Origin of the sequence: Maritimibacter fusiformis, assembly GCF_008086115.1 — a bacterium.
In the GTDB taxonomy this organism is placed as follows: domain Bacteria; phylum Pseudomonadota; class Alphaproteobacteria; order Rhodobacterales; family Rhodobacteraceae; genus Muriiphilus; species Muriiphilus fusiformis.
In genome coordinates, this window is record NZ_VSIY01000004.1 from 594,529 (window position 1) to 613,665 (window position 19,137).

Consider the following 19,137-nt stretch of genomic DNA (forward strand, 5'->3'; position numbering starts at 1 on the left):
CAACCGTGCCGCCCGGACGTAGCCCTTGCAGACAACCAGAAACGGACATGGCCATGCAGATATTCGCTCTCTACCTCGTGACCGTCGTGGTCTTTCTCGGCCTCGACGCTGTGATGCTGAAAAACGTGATGCGCCCGCTGTTCGCGCAGCACATCGGCGACTGGCTGATCGATGGTCTCCGGCTGGGACCGGCAATCCTGTTCTACGCCTTCTACGTCGGCGGGGTGGTCTGGTTCGCCTCGCTTCCGGCGCTGAAATCCGGTGTGCCGGTGCAGGCGCTGTTGTCGGGCGCGCTTCTGGGTGCGATGGCCTATGGCACCTACGAGTTCACCAATTATGCCACGCTCAAGCTGTGGGCGCCGCAGATGGTGGCGGTCGACGTGGCCTGGGGCACGGTCCTGACCGGGGTGTCGGCCTGGGCGGGCGTGATGGTGGTGCGCGCCTTCGGCTGAGCCTGACCGGACTTGCCGGAGCCGCGGGCCTGTGCAAGACATCGGCGCAGACGCGGTCAGGGTGGGGCGACATGAAGGTTTATGGCATCAAATCATGTGACACGGTGCGCCGGGCGCTGCGCGAGCTGACCGCCGCCGGCCATGCGCCCGAGCTTGTCGATGTCCGCGAAACCCCGTTGCAGGCGGCTGACCTGGCGCGGTTTGCCGAGACCTTCGGCGAAGCCTTGGTGAACCGCCGCTCGACCACCTGGCGCGGGCTTGACGAGGCTGCGCGCGCGGGCGATCCGGCGGCGCTGATCGCGGCCCATCCGACCCTGATGAAACGTCCCGTGATCGAGGCGGATGGCAGTATTACCCTGGGGTGGGACAAGGAAACCCGCGCCAAATGGCTTGGCAATCCGGCCTGACATGCCTACATCGCTGGGACCAAACGGAGGGCGATCATGCGCAATGCAGCAGCAGTTCTTGGGATCATCGCGGGCGTGATGGGCATGTTTGTCGGGCTGTTCGGCTATGGCTGGACCTCGCTGGTCGAGCGTGAGCCGGATGTCGGCACCATCTTCGGCGCCTTCGACAACCCCGGTTTCATCAAGTTCGTCTCGATCGCCGCCCCGACGCTGGCCATTGCCGGCGGCGCGATGGCCAAGATCCGGGCGCTCTGGGGCGGGGTGCTGCTGATCATCTCGGCGATCCTGATGCAGCAGGCCTTCGCCTTCAACGCGGCCACGATGTTTCCCATCGTCATGGCCGGGCTGGGCGGCATCCTGGCGATCGCGGCAGGCCGGCCGGACGAGCCGAAATCACATTTTTGAGGCCACCAGCCGGTCGAGCGAGATCGGCCCCGCGCCCTTGAAGATCAAAACCGCCAGAAGCATCACCCAGAACAGCCGCTGATCGAGGATCGCGCTGTCGGGGATACGGTCGAACCACGCGCCGATGGCGGTGGCGTCGGCATTGTGACCGATGATGTCGGTCAGGCTTTGCACCACGACGAACCCGATCATCCCCAATGCGGCCAGCCGGGTCAGAAGCCCGACGAGGATCAGCGCGGGCAGGACGAACTCGGCATAGGTGCCCGCCAGCACCACCAGCCGGTGCCAGAGGCCAAGCTGCCCGGCGTCATAGCTGACCGCCTCCATCGCGCGGGGGAAGATCTGGGCATAGGCGCCGAGCGAGGGCGAGAACGGCCCGTCGCCCAGCTTGGTCAGGGCCGAGGCCCAGAAATAGCCCGCCAGCGAGGCCGCGAAGGTCAGGCGCGCGAGGCTGGGAAGCACGGCGTCGCCTGCGGTGTCGAGGCGGGCGAGGGTGGCGCGGATCATGTCAGATCTCCAATCCGGTGATGGCGCCGCCCTGCATCAGGAGCGTGAGGATGGCGGCAAGGTCGAGGTCGTCACCGGCCCGGGCGAGTGCAGCCTCGATGCGCGCACCGTCGACGATCGCCGCGACAAAATGTGCTGCGGCGGGCGGGATCGGGGTGGCGACGGGGTCGAAACCGGGGCGCGTGATCAACACGTCCTGCGCCCCGCCCCGGGCCTTGGGGGCGGCGGGGTCGAGGCCCGCGCGCCAGATCGCATGCACCGGGTAGGCAGAGCGCAAAAGCCCCAGCGCCGGGGCCAGTGTCACCACCGCCTGTTCCAGATCGGGCGTTTCCAGCCGCGCTGGGTCGATGGGGCGCGCGTCCGCCGCGTGGTAGGCGGCGCGCAGCGCCAGTTCCAGCCTGGCGACATCCGCCAGGTAGGGCAGATGCGCGACCGGCGGAAACCCTTCCAGAAACGCCGGGAAATCAGCGCCATAGAGGGTCAGAACCGGCGAGGTCGGCGGATGGGCGCGCACGAAGGTGCTGGCCATCGCGGTGAAGAACTCGGCACCCACCAGCCCGCGGATGGCGGGAAAGCCGGTGACCAGCGCCTCGGTCAGCCCGACCACCACGTTGTTGCGGTAAACGTCGAACCGCGCCCCGGCCGGGCGGCCCTCGGGGTCGACCAGCCCTCGCGGCGGGGTGGTCTCGGGGTCGGTCAGCGCGGGGGCGAAATCGGCGGTGCTCATCGGGGTCGCGCCGCTTCGAGTATCTCGGTCGCGCGCGCCGCCTCGGCGGCCAGCACCGGCCAGTCGGGCACGTCGTTGTCCCATTCGATCAGTGTCGGCGCGGGGCCAAGGCGCGCGATCACATCGGCATAGAGGTGCCAGACCGGATCGACCACCGGGGCGGCGTGGTTGTCGATCAGGAGCGGCGCGCCGTGATCGTCGGCCTGTTCGTCATGCCCGCCCAGATGCAATTCGCCCACCGCGTCCATCGGAAAGGCGCCGATATAGGCGCGCGGGTCGGTCTGCTGGTTGGTCGCGGCGACGAAGACGTTGTTGACGTCCAGCAGCAAGCGGCAGCCGGTGCGCCGGACAAGCTCGGCCAGGAAATCGGTCTCGGACCATGTGCTCTCGGCGAAGGCGAGGTAGGTGGCGGGGTTTTCCAGAAGCATGCGGCGGCCGAGCGCCTGTTGCACCTGGTCGATGTGATCCGCCACCCGCGCAAGCGTCGCGTCGGTGTAGGGCAGCGGCAGAAGGTCGTTGAAAAATGCGCCGCCGTGGCTCGACCAGGCGAGGTGTTCGGAAAAGCTCGCGGGTTTCAGCCAGTCGACGAGGTGGCGCAACCGGGCCAGGTGGGCGGTGTCCAGCGGTTCGTCGCCGCCGATCGACAGGCCCACGCCGTGCACCGAAATGGCAAAGCGCTCGGCCAGCGCGCGAAGCTGCGCCAGCGGGCGTCCACCATCGCCCATGTAGTTCTCGGCGTGGATTTCCAGCCAGGCGACCGGGCCGGGATCGTGCATGATGGCGGCGAAATGCTGCGGCTTGTAGCCGGTGCCGGCGGCTGGCGGCAAACGGTCTGCCGAGGTGTCGAACATCGCGCCCTCCCTGATGCAAACTGCCCCCGACCCGCAGGTCGGGGGCGCTCTGGTCATGCGGGGATGTCGCGCTCCAGCGCCTCGAGCGAGCCTTTGCGGCCCTCGGGCAGGATCTTGTCCCAGGCGACGTTCTCGCAGGCGCCTTCGGGCACCAGCGTCCAGGCGTTGCCCTGGTAGTCGACCTTGGATGTGCCCGCGCAGGTCGTGCCCGGCCCGGCGGCGCAATCGTTCTGACCGGCGAGCGCAATGCCGAAGCATTTTTCCTGCGCCATGTCCTGGGCATGGGCGCTGGTGGCCAGACCGGCCACGGCGGTTGCGACGGCGCTGGCCACCGCAAGGGACTTGAGTTGATTGGACATCGGGTTCCTCCACTGTTGATCCGAAAATCGGCATCGCACGTATCGGCGATGAAACAGGGCTATCCGCGGCATGCGCTCACCTGCCAGTCACAGGCGCGTGCATGACCGGGCTGTGACGAGATGAAACATACGGGGTTGTGAATTGACCGATTGAAAAAGGCGACCCGAAGGCCGCCTTTCCCGCGTTTTCAAATGTTTGCCCGCGTGATCAGGCGAGATCGGGCGGCGTGGCTTCCCGCGCCAGTTCAGCGACCGCCTCGTCGAGTGCAACAACCCGGCTGTGTTTTTCGCCCAGCCGGCGCAGGCTCACGGTGCGGTCCTCGACCTCTTTCATGCCGACGGCCAGGATCACCGGCACCTTGCCCACGGAATGTTCGCGGACCTTGTAGTTGATCTTTTCGTTGCGGGTGTCGGCCTCGGCCCGCACCCCGGCGGCACGCAGTTTCTCGGTGACTTCGCGCACGAAATCGTCGGCATCCGAGACGATCGAGGCGACCACCACCTGACGCGGCGCGATCCAGAACGGCAGTTTGCCTTCCCAGTTCTCGATCAGGATACCGATGAAGCGTTCGAACGACCCGAGGCAGGCGCGATGAAGCATGAAGGGCCGGTGCTTGACGCCGTCCTCGCCGATGTAGCTCGCGTCCAGCCGTTCGGGCAGGTTCGGGTCGACCTGGAAGGTGCCGCATTGCCAGACCCGGCCGATCGCGTCGGTGAGGTAGAAGTCAAGTTTGGGGCCGTAAAACGCGCCGTCGCCGGGTTCCAGCGTATAGTCGCGCCCGACCGCCTTGATCGCCTTTTCAAGCGCGCCTTCGACGTAATCCCAGCTTTCGTCGCTGCCCACCCGCTTTTCGGGGCGGGTGGCAAAGCGGATCTCGAACTCGGGAAAGCCAAGCTCGGCATAGACATTCGCGAGGAAGTCGATGAACCGCGCGCATTCGGATTGGATCTGGTCTTCGGTGCAGAAGATATGCGCGTCGTCCTGGGTAAAGCCGCGCACCCGCATGATGCCGTGCAGCGCGCCGGACGGCTCGAACCGGGCGCAGGAGCCGAATTCGGCCAGCCGCAGCGGCAGATCGCGGTAGCTTTTCAGACCCTGGTTGAACACCTGCACATGGCAGGGGCAGTTCATCGGTTTGAGCGCATTGATCCGGGTCTGGTCGCGGTTCTTCGCCGTGGCATCGTCGTTCTCGCCGTCGCGGCTTTCGTCCACTTCGACGATGAACATGTGGTGCTGGTATTTCTCCCAGTGGCCGGAGGCTTCCCACAGCTTGCGGTCCACGACTTGCGGCGTGTTGATCTCGTCATAGCCGCCCGCGCGCTGCTTGCGGCGCATGTAGTCCTGAAGCGTGGTGTAGATGGTCCAGCCGTTGGGGTGCCAGAACACCTGCCCGGGTGCCTCTTCCTGCATGTGAAACAGGTCCATCTCGCGGCCAAGGCGGCGATGGTCGCGCTTTTCGGCCTCTTCGAGGAAGGTTAGGTATTTCTTCAACGCGTCGCGGTTCAGAAACCCGACGCCATAGATGCGTTGCAGCATCGGGCGGTTGCTGTCGCCGCGCCAATAGGCCCCGGCCACCTTCATCAGCTTGAAGGCGTCGGCGGGGATCTGGCCGGTGTGCTGCAGATGCGGGCCGCGGCACAGGTCCTGCCAATGGCCGTGCCAATACATGCGGATCGGTTGGCCGTCGTCGGGGATCGCGTTGACCAGCTCGACCTTGTAGGGCTCGTTGTTGGCCTCGTAATAGGCCACCGCGCGGTCGCGGTCCCAGACCTCGGTGGTCACCGGGTCGCGGCGGTTGATGATCTCTTTCATCTTGGCCTCGATCGCGCCGAGGTCTTCGGGCGTGAACGGCTCTTCGCGGTCGAAATCGTAATACCATCCGTTCTCGATCACCGGGCCGATGGTGACCTTGACGCCGGGCCAAAGCTCCTGCACCGCGCGCGCCATCACGTGGGCGGCGTCGTGACGCACAAGCTCCAGCGCCTGGGCCTCATCCTTCATCGTGTGGATGGCAATCTCGGCGTCCCCGGTGATCGGCCATTGCAGATCGTAATGCTGGCCGTTCACGGTGGCGGATATCGCCTTTTTCGCCAGTGAATTGGAAATGCCTGCGGCAACTTCGCCGGCGGTGACGCCGGAGGGGAACTTGCGCGAATTGCCATCGGGGAATGTCAGGGAAATCTCGGCCATGCGGCTCGTCTCCTCGTCGGTTTGGCGCCCACGGAACGCCCGGTTGCGGGTTATGGTGCGGCTGATTTGCCCCCGGCGGGCCACACTGTCAACCATGCGGGGCCGGTTTTTGCCCGATGCGCCTTTCCGAGCACGATGTTTTGCCTATGCTGACGCAATGATTGACGCATTGTTCACCCGGATCGCGGGCAAACCCGAACTTGAACACGAAGCCCCGAACGGGCTGCGCCATGTCGCCGCGCTGACCATGACCAAGCTGGCGGACGGGCTGATCGACCCCAAGCTGGTGCTGGCCTGGCTGTTCACCGCGCTGGCGGTGCCGACCGGCTTTATCTCGGCGCTGGTGCCGATCCGCGAGGCGGGGGCGCTGTTGCCGCAGTTGTGGCTGGCGACGCGGCTCGAGGCGATGACCCAGCGAAAATGGATGTGGGTCGTCGGCAGCGTCGGGCAGGGGATTGCCGCCGCCGCGATCGCCTTCGCCGCGCTGAGGCTCGAAGGCGCGGCGGCGGGCTGGGTTATCGTGGTGGCGCTTGCGGTCTTGGCGGTGTCGCGCGCGGCAGCCTCGGTGTCCTACAAGGAACTGCTGGGCAAGAGCGTGGGCGAGAGCCGGCGCGGCGCCGTCACCGGGATGGCGGGGTCGTTGTCGGCCGCCGGGGTGGTTGTCTTTGCGCTCTTGCTGGTTGGCGGCGTGCTGAAAGGCCAGGTGGCGCTGGCCGGGGCGGTGGCGCTCGCGGCGGCGCTGTGGCTGGTGTCGGCGCTGATTTTCGTGACGCTGCAGGAGTCCCCGAGCAAACCCGACCGCAGCGGGCGCATCGGCGCGGTGCTGCTGCTTCTGCGCGACGACAAACGCCTCGCGCGCTTCGTCGTCGCGCGCGGCTTTCTGGTCGCGACGGCCCTGTCGCCGCCCTATATCGTCCTGATCGCGGGCGAGGGTGAGAGCAGTATCGGCGATCTCGGCTTTCTCGTGATCGCCTCGTCGGCGGCGGCGTTCCTGTCGACCTATGCCTGGGGCCGCATGGCGGATCGCTCGAGCCGCCGGGTGCTGATCCTGTCCGGCCTTCTGGGGGCTGCGGCGATGGTCGGTGCGGTGACGCTGTCATGGCTGGGGCTGGCCGAGTCGGTCTGGGCAATGCCGGCAGCGCTGTTTCTGCTGATGATCGCGCATCACGGCGTGCGGCAGGGCCGGTCGATCTTCATCGTCGACATGGCGCCGGAGGGCCGGCGGGGCAGCTATGCTGCCGCCGCAAACACCGTGATCGGCGTGCTTTTGCTGGTGGCGGGCGCGGGCGGCGGACTGTTGTCGATGCTGGGCCCCGAGGCGACGCTGATCGGGTTTGCCGGCCTTGCAGTGACCGGGGCGGCGATTGCCGCCGGTCTGCCCGAGGTCGGGGGCGGCTGACCCCTTTCGCTTGGCTCCGCGATCATGCAGGATCGCGGCAACAGGGACGAGGGAGGTGCGGCGTGGCAGGGCCATCCTATTTCGAAACCGGCGCCGGGCGGCGGCTGGCCTATCACAGGACCGACGGTGCGGGGCCGGGCGTGGTCTTCCTCGGCGGCTTCATGTCGGACATGGAGGGCACCAAGGCGCTGGCGCTGGAGGATTGGGCGCGTGAGGCGGGCCGGGCCTTTCTGCGCTTCGACTATTCCGGGCACGGGCAAAGCGACGGCGCCTTTACCGAGGGCTGCATCGGCGACTGGGCGGCGGATGCGCGCGCGGTCATCGAGGGGCTGACCGAGGGGCCGCAGATCCTGGTCGGCTCGTCGATGGGAGGTTGGATTTCTGCAATCCTGGCCCGGGATATCCCCGAAAAACTCGCCGGTTTTGTCGGAATCGCCGCAGCGCCGGATTTCACCGAGGATTCGATGTGGGCCGGGTTCTCGGCCGAGGACCGCGCCCGGCTGGAAGCCGATGGCGTGGTGTATCTGCCCTCTGACTACGGCGACCCCTATCCGATCACCCGGCGGCTGATCGAGGACGGGCGGCAGAATCTGGTGCTGCGCGCGCCCTTGGCGATGGACGTGCCAGTGCGGCTGTTGCAAGGCACGGCGGATGAGGATGTCGCGCGCGAGGTGGCGTTGGCGCTGCTCGATCATATCGACGCCCCGGACCTGCGGCTCACGCTGGTCAAGGGGGCGGACCACCGGTTCTCGACGCCGGAATGCCTGGCGCTGGTGATCGCCGCGATCGACGAGGTCACGCGATGAAAGAGGCAGTCCTGTTCGTGCCCGGCATGATGTGCGACGCGCGGGTGTTCACGCCGCAGATCGAACACCTGTCGCGCGATCACACGGTGCATGTCGCCAGTGTCACCCAGGGCGAGTCGATCCGCGAAATGGCCGCCAACGTGATCCACCAGGCGCCTGGGCGCTTTGCGCTGGCGGGGTTGTCGATGGGCGGGATCGTGGCGATGGAAATCCTGCGCCGGGTGCCGGAACGGGTGACACGAATCGCGCTGATCTCGACCTCGCCGCTGCCCGAGACGCCGGAGCAGGCGTCATGGCGCGAACCGCAGATCATCCAGGCGCAGACCGGGCGTTTCGAAGAGGCCCTGCGCGGCGCAATGAGCCCGGACAACCTGGCCCCCGGCGCCGGTCGGGCGCGCGTGCTCGAACGGCTGGACGAGATGGCCTATGACATCGGGGTCGCGACCTTCATCCGCCAGTCGCGCGCACTTCAGCGACGCCCGGACGCGCAGAAGACCCTGCGCATGACCAAGGCGCCCGCGCTGGTGATGTGCGGCGAGCACGACAAGATGACACCGGTGCGCCGCCACAGCTTCATGGCGGAACTGATCCCCTATGCCGAACTGGTGGTGCTGGACGACGCCGGCCATATCCCGACGCTGGAGACGCCCGAAAAGGTGAACCTGGCGCTCCGGGCCTGGCTGGACCTGCCGATGATGCTACGTTAGTTGCCGACGGCCTTGAGCCGGGGCGCGGCCTTCTTGGCACGCTTGCGTTTCGCCTGTTCGGCGTGGCTTCCGGCGTTCTGGTCGATGAAGTCGAGCACCAGCGGGCGGATGCGTTTGCGCCAGGACTTGCCGGCGAAGATGCCGTAATGCCCCGCGCCGATCTCGATATAGCCCGCCTTCTTCTCGTCCGGCAGCCCGGTGCACAGCGGCAAGGCGGCGGCGCATTGGCCGGGTGCTGAAATGTCGTCCTTGGAGCCTTCGACGGTCTTGACCGCGACGTTGGTGATCTTGCCGATGTCGACCTTGTGGCCGCCGACGGTAAACTCGTTCAGCGCGATCTCGCGGTTCTTGAACACCCGCTCGACGGTCGACAGGTAGAACTCGGCCGGCATGTCCATCACGGCGAGGTATTCGTCATAGAACTTGTTGTGCTTGTCGTGATCCTTGGCCTCGCCTCGGGCGACACGGCTGATCTGGTTGGTAAAGGCCTTGGCATGCTTGTCGGCGTTCATCGACATGAACGAGCTCAGTTGCAGCAGGCCCGGATAGACCATGCGCCCGACGCCGGGATATTTGAAGCCGACACGCTGGATTGCCAGTTCCTCGAGGTGGCCCATGGTGATGCGGTTGCCGAAATCGGTCACTTCGGTCGGGGCCGCGTCAGGGTCGATCGGGCCGCCGACCAAGGTCAGGGTCTGCGGCTGGGCGTCCGGGTCCAGCTCGGCCAGGTAGGCGGTGGCCGCCAGCGTCAGAGGCGCCGGCTGGCAGACCGCGATCACGTTGATATCGGGGCCGAGCGCGCGCATGAAATCGACCAGGTAGAGGGTGTAATCCTCGACATCGAACTTGCCCTTGCTGACAGGAATGTCGCGGGCATTGTGCCAGTCGGTGATATAGACCTCGGCATCGGGCAAGAGCGAGGCGACGGTCGAGCGCAGAAGCGTGGCGTAATGGCCCGACATCGGCGCGACCAGAAGGATGCGGCGGGCCTTTTGCGGGCGGCCCTGCACCGCGAAATGCACCAGGTCTCCGAACGGACGCTCCACCACCGTCTCGACCGAGATGACGTGATCCTGCCCGTCCGCGCCAACCACCGAGTAGATGCCCCAGTCGGGCTTGGCCACCATCCGGGCAAAGCTGCGTTCGGTCACGTCGCCCCAGGCCGCCATCCACTGCACCATCGGGTTCGGCAGGGCCGCAACCGCCGGGTAATTGGCCAGCGCCGAAGCCGTCGCGCCCAACCACTCGTTGGTGTTGCGCATCGTCTCCATCAGGTCGTATGTCGCCATATAGCGCATTTTCTGCCTTTCTGTTGCGTTCATGCCGCCCGGTCAGATACCGTTGAACTAGAACGGCCCCAGCCAAAAAATGCTGCGGGTGCAAACAAGATAGGGTGGATTTATTATCATGACAACTGATCAAATCGACCCCCACGGCGAAAGCGAAAAGCTGAAGGCCAATCTGGCGCGGATCGAGGAGTTGACCGGCAGATTGATGGCGGCGATGTCGCACAAGCACGTGACCCGACCCAGCCTGCAAGGCCCGGGGCAGGAACTCTATGTCAAGACCGCCGGGGCCTATTGGGCCGAGATGATGCAGAACCCCGGCAAGGTGCTGGAGCAGCAGATCGAATACTGGGGCAAGACCCTCAAACACGCGGTCGAGGCGCAGCACGCGCTGGCCACCGGCGACGGGCTGGTGCCCGACGACCCGACCCCGGACGATCCGCGCTTTGCCAACCCGATGTGGAAATCGCACCCCTATTTCAACTACCTCAAGCAGCAATACCTGCTGACATCGCAGGCGCTGGAGAAGGCGGTCGAAGACCTCGAGGGGATCGACGACAAGGACCGCTGGCGGATGCAGTATTTCACCCGCCAGATGATCGACATGATGTCACCGACCAACTTTCTCGCCACCAACCCCGATGCGCTGGAGGCGGCGGTCGAGACCGAGGGCCAGTCGCTGATCGACGGGCTCGAGAACATGATCCGCGATCTGGAAAAGAACGATGGCGAGTTGGTGGTGACGCTGTCGGACCCGGATGCCTTCAAGGTGGGCGAGAACCTCGCCACCACCGAGGGCGAGGTGGTCTATCGCAACCGGATGTTCGAGCTGATCCAGTATGCGCCCACCACCAAGACGGTGCACGACACCCCGCTGATCATCTTTCCGCCCTGGATCAACAAGTTCTACATCCTCGACCTCAAGCCGGAAAACAGCCTGATCCGCTGGATCGTCGACCAGGGCTTCACCCTGTTCGTCGTGTCCTGGGTCAACCCCGACACCCAGCATGCCGATGTCGGCATGGACGGATATGTCGAAGAGGGGTTTCTGACCGCGATCGACGAGGTCAAGAAGATCACCGGCAAGAAGAAGATCAATGTGGTCGGCTATTGCATCGCGGGCACCACGCTGGCGCTCACGCTGGCGCTGATGAACAAGCGCAAGGATACCTCGGTCAAGTCGGCCACCTTCTTCACCGCGCTCACCGATTTCTCGGACCAGGGCGAGGTGGGGGTATTCCTCGACAACGATTTCGTCGACGGGATCGAGGCCGAGTGCGCGGAAAAGGGCATTCTGCCGTCGCTCTACATGGCGCGCACCTTCTCGTATCTGCGCGCCAACGACCTGATCTATCGCCCGGCGATCCGCAGCTACATGCTGGGCAAGGCGCCCCCGGCCTTCGATCTGCTTTACTGGAACGGCGATTCGACCAACCTGCCCGGGCCGATGGCGGTGGAATACCTGCGCGGCCTGTGCCAGCAGGACCGGTTCGCAGGCTCGCCCGAGGGTTTCGAGGTTCTGGGCGAGAAGGTCAGGATCGGAGATGTCGACGTGCCGCTTTGTGCCGTGGCCTGCGAAACCGACCACATCGCCGCCTGGCGGTCGAGCTATCGCGGCATCCAGCAGATGGGGGCGAAGGACAAGACCTTCATCCTGTCGGAATCGGGCCATATCGCCGGCATCGTGAACCCGCCGTCCAAGAAGAAATACGGCCATTACACCAATGAAGACTGGTCTGCCGACCCTGATGCGTGGCGGGAAACGGCCGAATTCCATCCCGGCACCTGGTGGATGCGCTGGGGCGAATGGCTGGCGAAGCGCTCGGGCAAGATGGTCCCGGCGCGCAACCCCGGCGGCCCCGACCACCCGCCCCTTGCGCCCGCACCCGGCACCTACGTCACCGCCGTGCCCGAGGCCTGGAAACGCACCGGCTAGGCCCGGCTGACCTAGCGTCAAAAAAATTCATGCTGCAGCGCAGAAAGCTCTTGAATTGCTGCGGTGCAGCATGTATCTATCTCGCAGTCGCAGAATTCATCCCGGCACGGTGCCGGACCAGAACTGGAGATAAACATGGCCAAGACCCAAGACTTCACCAAGACCTTTCAAGACATGATGGGCGCGTTCCCGGTTGACATGTCCGCCTTCAACGGTGCCTTCAAGACCCAGGCCGCGCTGGGCGAGAAGCTGTCGAAGGTTGCGCTGGAAGCTGCCGAGAAATCCACCGAGATCTCGACCGCCTGGACCAAGGACACGCTGAACAAGATCGGCGCGATCACCACCGTCAAGGAAGACGCCACCGACTACACCAAAGCGATGACCGACTTCGCGTCGGCCCAGGCCGAAGTTGCCGCCGAGAACATGGCCGCCTTCGCCGAAATCGCCAAGAAGGTGCAGATGGAAACCGTCGAACTGATGCTCGCTTCCGGCAAGAACATGGGCGAAGAAGCCTCTGCCGCCGTGAAGAAGGCCACCGACGACGTTGCCAAGGCCGCGAAGAAAGCGACCGCCGCCGCGAAATAAGCGTTTTCATTGCCGGCATCCTCCTCCCTGTCGGCATGACGCTCGGGCGGACCTTCGGGTCCGCCCTTTTTTGTTTGGTGTCACGACGCTTGCCTTTTGTTTCTGCACTGGCGTAGGTTTTCTGCACTGCCGCAGGGCAGCGCAATGGCATGGGAGGACGGCACGTGGCCAGCGACAAGGATCCGCTTCTGATCAAGCGCTATGCGAGCCGCCGGCTCTATAACACCGAGACCTCCGACTACGTCACCCTCGACGACATCGCCGGGTTCATCCGCGACGGGCGCGAGGTGCAGATCATCGACCTCAAGTCGGGCGACGATCTGACCCGGCAATACCTGCTCCAGATCATCGCCGAACACGAAAGCCGGGGTGAGAACGTGTTGCCGGTGGACGTGCTGACCGATCTCGTGCGCAGCTATACCACCCAGGCGCAAAGCGTGGTGCCGCAATTCCTGGCCGCCAGCTTCGAGATGCTGCGCGACGGCCAGTCGAAGCTGATGGAAAACATGGGCACCATCCCCAACCCGATGGCGAAGATGCCGGGGTTCGACGTGATCCAGGCACAGCAGCAGGCATTCCTCAAGACGATGATGGCCGGCTGGGGGCAGGACGACGACGAGTCCCCCGATGCGCCCGAGGCGCCGCAGAAGTCCGCGCGCGGCGAAGACCTCGAGGCGATCAAGAAGCAACTGGCCGAATTGCAGAAGAAACTGTCGGGTCTCTGATCCGGTGCAGTTCGGCCCGGCAGGGCAACCCGGGAGACCGGAGCGATGGTCGAGACGGCAGGGCGGGTGACGCTGTGGGGGATCGAGGTCTTCCTCGCGATCGCCGAGGAACGCTCGATCTCGGTCGCTGCGCGCCGGCTCGGGGCCAGCCCGTCCGCGGTCAGCCAGCAGCTTTCCAACACCGAGGCGGCGCTGTCGGCAACGCTGGTCGAGCGTGGCGCGCGCCCCTTGACCCTGACCCCGGCGGGCGAGCTGTTTCGCCGCCGCGCCGAGGCGATTCTGAACGAGGCCGAACAGGCGCGCGCCGAACTGGCGATGTCGGATCTGTCGCGTCTGACCCGTTTGCGGCTGGGCCTGATCGAGGATTTCGACGCCGACGTGACGCCGCGCCTGCTGGCCGACCTCGCGGGCGAGTTGACCGCCACGCGGTTCTTGCTGGAAACCGGGGCGTCGCACCGGCTCTATGACCAGCTTGACGCCCGCGCGCTCGACCTGATCGTGGCTGCCGACATGGGGCCGCCGGCCGACTGGATGGAGGTGCACCCGCTGATCGAGGAACCCTTCGTCGCGGTCACCCCGAAAGGCGCGGGCGCCGAGCTTGCGGACCTGCGCGACATCCCCCTGATCCTTTATACCAAGCGTCACCACATGGGTCGGCAACTGGCTGAACACCTGGCCCGGCAGGATCTCAGGCTGGCGCATCGGTTCGAACTGGACAGCTATCACGCGATCCTCGCCATGGTTGCCAGCGGCGCCGGCTGGGCCATCCTGACGCCACTTGGCATCGCCCGCGCCCGGCGGTTCATCGAGGATGTCGATATCCGCCCGCTGCCCATCGCGCCGCTGTCCCGGCGAATCACGCTCTCGGCCCGCCACGGTGTGCTGGGCGAGATCCCGGCGTCCGTTGCAGCGCGTCTGCGCGTGCTGCTCGATGAACTAGTGGTCGCCCCCGGCGTCGCGCGCTGCCCGTTCCTCACTGGCGCGCTTCGCATCCTCTGAGCGGTCCGGCGCTCAGAGCGTCATGATGCCGGTCAGGATCAGCGACTGCCCCGCGATATAAAGCCCCCAGATCACCCAGCTTGTGCGCCCGACCAGCGGGTTGTCCGCGCCCATGCGAAACAGCTGCATCGCAAGCACCACGTCCGAGGTGTAGAACAGTGTCATGCCCAGCGTCGCCTGCCCGATCGGCAAGGTCAGTTGCGCGAGGCCCATCAGGGTGATGATGACGGCATAAGCCCGGACCGGCCAGCGCAGCCCGTTGGTGTGGGGTATGAGCCAGAACTCGGTCGACAGGGTGACGCCGACCAGAAACACCGCCAGCGCCGGGGCCAGCACGAACGCATCCCAGATCGGACGCCCGGATAGGTCGAGAAACACCCCGAGATAGGCGACATGGGCCAGCGCGAAGGCGCCCAGCCCCGACAGGAACGCCAGATCGCCGCGCCGCGACAGCGCGAAATCGCCCGCCGCCGACAACAGCAACCCCGCCACCAGCCAGAGCGGCGCCCCGCCCCCGTAGGCCGCTGCCGCAAAGGCCAGGAGCGGCACCGTCTTGACCACCGAGCGCGGCCAGGAGGTGCGCCCGTCCGACATCGGGAAATAGGTCACGGCCACGGCCAGACCGATCCAGAACGCCACGCCGGGGGTCATCGCGACTCCTTTTCCTGCGGCAGTAGATCATCTGCCCCTCGGCGGTAATTGTGGTATAATTTCAGGGAATTGGCAACGCTGATGGAGGATGCCATGACCACAGAAACCAGGCAGGCTCCTGCATGGATGGTCGTGATGGCCTTCCTGCTCGATTTGATCACCAGCTTTGCCGTGTTCGGCTATCTGATCGCGGCACTGACCGGCGGGTTGACGGAGGGCGGCTTTGACCTGACCGGCGCACCGGCGCTGGCGCTGTTTGCCTTGATGATCGCCTATTTCGTGGGTCTTGGCCGCTATGGCGGCGGCACCCTTTGGCAGTGGGTTCTGGGGACCAGACCGCGTTGAACGTATGACGGCTTGATGCCGGCGCCGGCGCCTGCCAGACTTGGGGCGAACCAGAAAAGGAAGGGCGCCGTGCATCCGGTTCGTGCTTTCGCGATCGCATCGCTCGTCCCGGTCGGGCTGATCGGGGCGGGAGCCGTCTGGGGCGGGGTCTGGATCTGGGCCGCGCTCATCTACATGACGTTGTTCGCCTTTTTCATGGACCAAATCATTGCCCAGGCCGCACCCCCGGCCGACCCCACACGCGAACTGCCCTCTGCCGACGCGCTGTCGGCGGTGCTGGCGGTCAGCCATTTCGCCCTGTTGGCCCTCGTGATCCGGGCGCTGGCGACCGGTGGGCAGGGGGTGGCGGGCTGGATCGCGTTCTATGTCGCGGCGTCTCTGTTCTTCGGGCAGATCTCGAACTCGAACGCGCATGAGTTGATCCACCGGCGCGACCGGCGGCTCTTCAACCTGGGCAAATGGGTCTATATCTCGCTCCTGTTCGGCCATCACACCTCGGCCCACAACAAGGTGCACCACCGCTTCGCGGCCTCCGACGACGACCCCAACACCGCCCGGCCCGGCGAGAGTTTCTATCGCTTCGCGCCGCGCGCCTGGGTCGGCAGTTTCGTCAAGGGCTACCAGATGGAACAGGCCGACATCGCCCGGCGCGGGCGCGGCGGGCTGAACCCCTACCGGGTCTATGTCGGCGGCGGTCTGGCGGCGCTTGGCCTGTCGGGGCTGGCGTTCGGTTGGGCCGGGGCCGGGGTTCACCTGTTGCTGGCGTTCTATGCGCAGACCCAGCTTTTGCTGTCGGACTACGTGCAGCACTACGGGCTGCGCCGGGCGCGGCGGCCCGATGGCAAGCTCGAGCCGATCGGCCCGGCCCACAGTTGGAACGCGCGCCACTGGTTCACCTCGCACATGATGCTGAACGCGCCGCGCCATTCCGACCACCACGCACATCCGGCCCGGCCCTATCCGCAGCTTGAGCTGCACCCGCGCGCGGTGGCGCCGATCCTGCCGTCATCGCTGCCGGCGATGGCTACGCTGGCGCTGTTTCCGGGGCCCTGGCGACGCGTGATGGGCCGGGCGCTGAAACGCTGGAACGGTGGGGTGACGGCATGAGGGTGCTGGCGCTGTTCATGCTGCTGGCCGCTCCGGCGACGGCGCAGGAGGCGATGTCGGCGGCGGAATTCGAGGCCTATACCACCGGCAAGACGCTGCTCTACGGGGTGTTGGGCGAGGTCTATGGCGGCGAGGATTACCTGCCGAACCGTCGCGTGCGCTGGTCGTTTCTCGATGGCCAATGCCAGGATGGGGTCTGGTATGAGGACGACGGCGAAATCTGCTTTGTCTATGACGACCACCCCGATCCGGTCTGCTGGCTGTTCTTTGAGACGCCTTCGGGCCTGATGGCCGAACTGACCAGTGGCGAAGGCTCGCAGGTGCTCTATGAAACCGGCGAGGCGGATGGGCCGCTGCATTGCCTCGGCCCCGAAATCGGGGTCTGACGCAGGCCCGTCAGAACAGAGATCCCTGGTCCGGCGGGGGCGGCTTGGGCTTGGACTTTTTCGACTTCTGCGGCGGGTTTTCGCCGCTGATCTCCAGCGTTCCATCCATGAATTCAACTTCGAGCCGCTCCGCCGCCCGCGCAGCGGCGGTCGTTGTGACCACCGCGCCATCGCCGCGCACCACGGCATAGCCGCGCTTGAGCGTCTCGCGGTAGCCCAGCGTCTGACGCATCCGGTCCAGTGCGTCGAGACGCTTGCGCAGGGCCTCGGTCCGGGTCGAACCGGCGCGCGACAACCGTGCCGCCAACAGGTCGAGGTCGCGGGCCTTGCGCGCGCGCGCCTCCTCGATCCGGGTGGGGTCGAGACGGGCGGCGATCCGGTCAAGCTCGCGCCGCCCGGCCAGGGTGGCGCGGGTCAGCGCCGGGGCGAGGCGCATGGCCATGGCATCCAGCCGGTCGCGCCGCCGCTCGATCCGCCCGGTCAGAAGGCCGGGGCGCAACCCCGCCGCCGCCCGGCTGAGGCGCACGTGGCCGTGCTGCGTGGTCGCGCGCAGCGCCGCCGGCAGGCGGTCGCCGGCCCGGTCCAGCCGTAGGCGCGGCCCGTCCAGCAGGGTGTCGGGGCGCGGCAGCGCGCGCGACAGGTCCACCAGCCGCTGGCCGCGCCGCCCGATCGCCTGGGTCAGCGCCTGGGTCATGCGCGCGTCCTGCTCGGCTGCCCAGGCCAGAAGGTCGCGGCGCACTGGCACCGCCATTTCCGCCGCCGCCGTCGGTGTCGGCGCGCGCCGGTCGGCGGCATGGTCGATCAGCGTCGTGTCGGTCTCGTGCCCCACCGCCGAGATCAGCGGGATCTTGGATGCCGCGGCCGCGCGCACCACGATCTCCTCGTTGAAGCCCCAGAGGTCTTCGATCGAGCCACCGCCGCGCGCGATGATCAGCAGGTCGGGCCGGGGCAGGGCACCGCCGGGCGCCAGCCTGTTGAAGCCCTCGATGGCGCGGGCCACTTCCGGCGCGCATTTCGCGCCCTGCACCGCCACCGGCCAGATCAGAACCTTGCGCGGGAACCGGTCGCGCAGCCGGTGCAGGATGTCGCGGATCACCGCGCCCGAGGGCGAGGTCACGACACCGATCACCTCGGGCAGGAACGGGATCGGGCGCTTGCGCTCGGCTGCGAACAGCCCTTCGGCGGCCAGCTGCACCTTGCGTTTCTCCAGCATCGCCATCAGCGCGCCGGCCCCGGCGGGCGCGATGTCCTCGATCACGATCTGGTATTTCGACTGGCCCGGAAAGGTCGTGAGCCGCCCGGTGGCGACCACTTCCATGCCTTCTTCGGGTTGGGTTGCGAGGCGGGACGCAACGCCTTTCCAGATCACCCCCGACAGCACCGCCCGGTCATCCTTGAGGTCAAGATAGACATGGCCGGAACGCGGCCTGCTGACCCGCCCGACCTCGGCGCGCACCCGGACGTGGCTGAACTCGCCCTCGATCATGCGCTTGACCGCGCCGGACAGTTCCGAGACGGAAAATTCGGGGGCGTTCTGGCCGGGGGCGGGGTCGTCGATCAGGTCCATGGCGCGACACTAGCGCGGCCATCCATCATGGGCCAGCCGGTTTCAGCTTCGGTCCATGGCGCTCAGGAAGTGGGTCAGATCGCCGGTCACCGCCGCGCCGATGTCAAGACGGCGGCGGCGTTTGTGCGCGCTCATCCAGAGGTCGAACCCATAGAGCGCGAGGCTGAGCCCGACCCCGAACGCCAGTGCCGCCGGGAGGGCGGTGAGCCAGGCCACCACCACGCTGGCCCCAAGGATCAGCCCGTGCAGGACCAGCCATCGCGGCAGGCGCGGCGTGATCCGTCCGGGCCAGATCAGGGACGGGGGCGCCTCGCCGAATTCGCGGCGGTAGGCCGCGCGGGTGGCGCGGTAGGCCGCCGATGACCCGAGGTTGCGCGCCCCGTCACCGGGAACGGCACTGGCCCCCAGCGTCTCGGTGCAGAACCGGGTGTAGTCCGGGCTTTGCCGGTGCAGGTCCCAGGCCATTTCGACCGAAGCGGGCGGCACCGACATCGTTTGGTCCAGCGCGGCGAGGTAGAGAAAGCGGCGATATTCCGTCACCAGGTCGTGGGCATCGCGCAGGGGCATGTCGCGAACCGCGGCCAACGTTGCCGCGAAATCCAGCCCGTCGCGCGTCACCGGCAGGGGCGCGGTGCGCACCCTGAGCCAGAGGTCGGGGTCCGAGAACCCGGATGAGGGGGCGGCGGCTGACATCTGTGCCTCTTGCCTGATCGCGGTCATGGACTTAGACCCTGCCCGA

22 protein-coding genes are annotated in these 19,137 nt (G+C 66.5%); 13 read left to right on the plus strand and 9 right to left on the minus strand.

Translation table 11 applies throughout. From position 1 onward, the window contains the following. Window positions 1-53 precede the first annotated feature (53 nt). The 3 genes from FVF75_RS06950 (at window position 54) to FVF75_RS06960 (ending at window position 1,264) form a co-directional block, all read left to right on the plus strand. Window positions 54-452: a DUF2177 family protein gene (locus FVF75_RS06950; protein WP_148377208.1), complete on the plus strand. Its 399-nt coding sequence runs from the start codon at window positions 54-56 to the stop codon at window positions 450-452. Between the two features lie 71 nt (window positions 453-523). After that, window positions 524-859: an arsenate reductase family protein gene (locus FVF75_RS06955; RefSeq protein WP_148377209.1), complete on the plus strand. Its 336-nt coding sequence runs from the start codon at window positions 524-526 to the stop codon at window positions 857-859. 36 nt (window positions 860-895) lie between these two features. Next, complete coding sequence (locus FVF75_RS06960; RefSeq protein ID WP_148377210.1) at window positions 896-1,264, plus strand: hypothetical protein; 369 nt, start codon at window positions 896-898, stop codon at window positions 1,262-1,264. Here the strand turns inward: FVF75_RS06960 and FVF75_RS06965 are convergent. The 5 genes from FVF75_RS06965 to thrS form a co-directional block, all read right to left on the minus strand. Continuing rightward, window positions 1,253-1,771, minus strand: coding sequence for a DoxX family protein (locus FVF75_RS06965; protein WP_148377211.1), 519 nt, complete (start codon window positions 1,769-1,771; stop codon window positions 1,253-1,255). The two genes, FVF75_RS06960 and FVF75_RS06965, sit on opposite strands and share 12 nt — an antisense overlap. Window position 1,772: 1 nt before the next feature. Beyond that, complete coding sequence (locus FVF75_RS06970; protein WP_148377212.1) at window positions 1,773-2,498, minus strand: HvfC/BufC N-terminal domain-containing protein; 726 nt, start codon at window positions 2,496-2,498, stop codon at window positions 1,773-1,775. Next, complete coding sequence (gene bufB / locus FVF75_RS06975; RefSeq protein WP_148377213.1) at window positions 2,495-3,349, minus strand: MNIO family bufferin maturase; 855 nt, start codon at window positions 3,347-3,349, stop codon at window positions 2,495-2,497. The genes FVF75_RS06970 and bufB overlap by 4 nt, the downstream gene beginning before the upstream one ends. A gap of 53 nt (window positions 3,350-3,402) precedes the next feature. Then, window positions 3,403-3,708: a BufA1 family periplasmic bufferin-type metallophore gene (locus tag FVF75_RS06980; RefSeq protein ID WP_148377214.1), complete on the minus strand. Its 306-nt coding sequence runs from the start codon at window positions 3,706-3,708 to the stop codon at window positions 3,403-3,405. 208 nt (window positions 3,709-3,916) lie between these two features. Further along, a complete protein-coding gene (gene thrS, locus FVF75_RS06985; RefSeq protein ID WP_148377215.1) occupies window positions 3,917-5,899 on the minus strand; it encodes a threonine--tRNA ligase in 1,983 nt (660 codons plus the stop codon). 157 nt (window positions 5,900-6,056) lie between these two features. Between thrS and FVF75_RS06990 the strand changes: the two genes are divergently transcribed. From FVF75_RS06990 to FVF75_RS07000, 3 genes are all read left to right on the plus strand, one after another. Continuing rightward, window positions 6,057-7,298 carry an MFS transporter gene (locus tag FVF75_RS06990; RefSeq protein ID WP_148377216.1) on the plus strand — a complete coding sequence of 414 codons (1,242 nt, stop codon included), beginning with the start codon at window positions 6,057-6,059 and terminating at the stop codon, window positions 7,296-7,298. A gap of 62 nt (window positions 7,299-7,360) precedes the next feature. After that, complete coding sequence (locus tag FVF75_RS06995) at window positions 7,361-8,104, plus strand: alpha/beta fold hydrolase (RefSeq protein WP_148377217.1); 744 nt, start codon at window positions 7,361-7,363, stop codon at window positions 8,102-8,104. After that, window positions 8,101-8,811: an alpha/beta fold hydrolase gene (locus FVF75_RS07000; protein WP_148377218.1), complete on the plus strand. Its 711-nt coding sequence runs from the start codon at window positions 8,101-8,103 to the stop codon at window positions 8,809-8,811. The genes FVF75_RS06995 and FVF75_RS07000 overlap by 4 nt, the downstream gene beginning before the upstream one ends. Here FVF75_RS07000 and phaZ read toward each other — a convergent pair. After that, on the minus strand, window positions 8,808-10,109 hold the full coding sequence (gene phaZ, locus FVF75_RS07005) for a polyhydroxyalkanoate depolymerase (protein WP_148377219.1): 1,302 nt from the start codon (window positions 10,107-10,109) through the stop codon (window positions 8,808-8,810). The genes FVF75_RS07000 and phaZ overlap by 4 nt on opposite strands. Before the next feature lie 109 nt (window positions 10,110-10,218). Between phaZ and FVF75_RS07010 the strand changes: the two genes are divergently transcribed. From FVF75_RS07010 to FVF75_RS07025, 4 genes are all read left to right on the plus strand, one after another. Then, window positions 10,219-12,033, plus strand: coding sequence for a PHA/PHB synthase family protein (locus FVF75_RS07010; protein ID WP_148377220.1), 1,815 nt, complete (start codon window positions 10,219-10,221; stop codon window positions 12,031-12,033). A gap of 135 nt (window positions 12,034-12,168) precedes the next feature. Then, window positions 12,169-12,618 (plus strand): phasin family protein, encoded by a 450-nt coding sequence (locus tag FVF75_RS07015; RefSeq protein ID WP_148377221.1) that lies wholly within the window; start codon window positions 12,169-12,171, stop codon window positions 12,616-12,618. Window positions 12,619-12,767: 149 nt separating this feature from the next. Further along, window positions 12,768-13,343: a polyhydroxyalkanoate synthesis repressor PhaR gene (gene phaR, locus FVF75_RS07020; protein WP_148377222.1), complete on the plus strand. Its 576-nt coding sequence runs from the start codon at window positions 12,768-12,770 to the stop codon at window positions 13,341-13,343. Window positions 13,344-13,388: 45 nt separating this feature from the next. Further along, the gene (locus tag FVF75_RS07025; protein ID WP_148377223.1) at window positions 13,389-14,342 is read left to right on the plus strand and encodes a LysR family transcriptional regulator; all 954 of its coding nucleotides are present in this window, start codon (window positions 13,389-13,391) and stop codon (window positions 14,340-14,342) included. 12 nt (window positions 14,343-14,354) lie between these two features. Here the strand turns inward: FVF75_RS07025 and FVF75_RS07030 are convergent, their stop codons facing one another. Further along, window positions 14,355-14,993, minus strand: a complete 639-nt coding sequence (locus FVF75_RS07030) for a lysoplasmalogenase family protein (RefSeq protein ID WP_148377224.1) — start codon at window positions 14,991-14,993, stop codon at window positions 14,355-14,357. Window positions 14,994-15,086: 93 nt separating this feature from the next. Here FVF75_RS07030 and FVF75_RS07035 point away from each other — a divergent pair, with 93 nt between their 5' ends. The 3 genes from FVF75_RS07035 to FVF75_RS07045 all read left to right on the plus strand — a co-directional run bounded on the left by FVF75_RS07035 (window position 15,087) and on the right by FVF75_RS07045 (window position 16,831). Further along, the gene (locus FVF75_RS07035) at window positions 15,087-15,338 is read left to right on the plus strand and encodes a hypothetical protein (RefSeq protein ID WP_148377225.1); all 252 of its coding nucleotides are present in this window, start codon (window positions 15,087-15,089) and stop codon (window positions 15,336-15,338) included. Window positions 15,339-15,407: 69 nt separating this feature from the next. Further along, complete coding sequence (locus FVF75_RS07040; RefSeq protein WP_246138020.1) at window positions 15,408-16,445, plus strand: alkane 1-monooxygenase; 1,038 nt, start codon at window positions 15,408-15,410, stop codon at window positions 16,443-16,445. Further along, window positions 16,442-16,831: a hypothetical protein gene (locus tag FVF75_RS07045; RefSeq protein WP_148377227.1), complete on the plus strand. Its 390-nt coding sequence runs from the start codon at window positions 16,442-16,444 to the stop codon at window positions 16,829-16,831. The genes FVF75_RS07040 and FVF75_RS07045 overlap by 4 nt, the downstream gene beginning before the upstream one ends. A gap of 10 nt (window positions 16,832-16,841) precedes the next feature. Here FVF75_RS07045 and xseA read toward each other — a convergent pair whose 3' ends face one another. Beyond that, window positions 16,842-18,398: an exodeoxyribonuclease VII large subunit gene (gene xseA / locus FVF75_RS07050; protein WP_148377228.1), complete on the minus strand. Its 1,557-nt coding sequence runs from the start codon at window positions 18,396-18,398 to the stop codon at window positions 16,842-16,844. 42 nt (window positions 18,399-18,440) lie between these two features. Then, the gene (locus FVF75_RS07055) at window positions 18,441-19,091 is read right to left on the minus strand and encodes a glycine-rich domain-containing protein (RefSeq protein WP_148377229.1); all 651 of its coding nucleotides are present in this window, start codon (window positions 19,089-19,091) and stop codon (window positions 18,441-18,443) included. Window positions 19,092-19,137 lie beyond the last annotated feature (46 nt).

Coding starts and splice junctions, on each gene's coding strand:
- thrS (WP_148377215.1), bottom strand. CDS start 5,899: ATGGCCGAGATTTCCCTGACATTCCCCGATGGCAATTCGCGCAAGTTC.
- FVF75_RS07010 (WP_148377220.1), top strand. CDS start 10,219: ATGACAACTGATCAAATCGACCCCCACGGCGAAAGCGAAAAGCTGAAG.
- FVF75_RS07055 (WP_148377229.1), bottom strand. CDS start 19,091: ATGTCAGCCGCCGCCCCCTCATCCGGGTTCTCGGACCCCGACCTCTGG.
- FVF75_RS07035 (WP_148377225.1), top strand. CDS start 15,087: ATGACCACAGAAACCAGGCAGGCTCCTGCATGGATGGTCGTGATGGCC.
- FVF75_RS07030 (WP_148377224.1), bottom strand. CDS start 14,993: ATGACCCCCGGCGTGGCGTTCTGGATCGGTCTGGCCGTGGCCGTGACC.
- phaZ (WP_148377219.1), bottom strand. CDS start 10,109: ATGCGCTATATGGCGACATACGACCTGATGGAGACGATGCGCAACACC.
- xseA (WP_148377228.1), bottom strand. CDS start 18,398: ATGGACCTGATCGACGACCCCGCCCCCGGCCAGAACGCCCCCGAATTT.
- FVF75_RS06950 (WP_148377208.1), top strand. CDS start 54: ATGCAGATATTCGCTCTCTACCTCGTGACCGTCGTGGTCTTTCTCGGC.
- FVF75_RS06990 (WP_148377216.1), top strand. CDS start 6,057: ATGATTGACGCATTGTTCACCCGGATCGCGGGCAAACCCGAACTTGAA.
- FVF75_RS06980 (WP_148377214.1), bottom strand. CDS start 3,708: ATGTCCAATCAACTCAAGTCCCTTGCGGTGGCCAGCGCCGTCGCAACC.
- FVF75_RS07045 (WP_148377227.1), top strand. CDS start 16,442: ATGAGGGTGCTGGCGCTGTTCATGCTGCTGGCCGCTCCGGCGACGGCG.
- FVF75_RS06955 (WP_148377209.1), top strand. CDS start 524: ATGAAGGTTTATGGCATCAAATCATGTGACACGGTGCGCCGGGCGCTG.
- bufB (WP_148377213.1), bottom strand. CDS start 3,349: ATGTTCGACACCTCGGCAGACCGTTTGCCGCCAGCCGCCGGCACCGGC.
- FVF75_RS07015 (WP_148377221.1), top strand. CDS start 12,169: ATGGCCAAGACCCAAGACTTCACCAAGACCTTTCAAGACATGATGGGC.
- phaR (WP_148377222.1), top strand. CDS start 12,768: ATGGGAGGACGGCACGTGGCCAGCGACAAGGATCCGCTTCTGATCAAG.
- FVF75_RS06965 (WP_148377211.1), bottom strand. CDS start 1,771: ATGATCCGCGCCACCCTCGCCCGCCTCGACACCGCAGGCGACGCCGTG.
- FVF75_RS06960 (WP_148377210.1), top strand. CDS start 896: ATGCGCAATGCAGCAGCAGTTCTTGGGATCATCGCGGGCGTGATGGGC.
- FVF75_RS06970 (WP_148377212.1), bottom strand. CDS start 2,498: ATGAGCACCGCCGATTTCGCCCCCGCGCTGACCGACCCCGAGACCACC.
- FVF75_RS07000 (WP_148377218.1), top strand. CDS start 8,101: ATGAAAGAGGCAGTCCTGTTCGTGCCCGGCATGATGTGCGACGCGCGG.
- FVF75_RS07025 (WP_148377223.1), top strand. CDS start 13,389: ATGGTCGAGACGGCAGGGCGGGTGACGCTGTGGGGGATCGAGGTCTTC.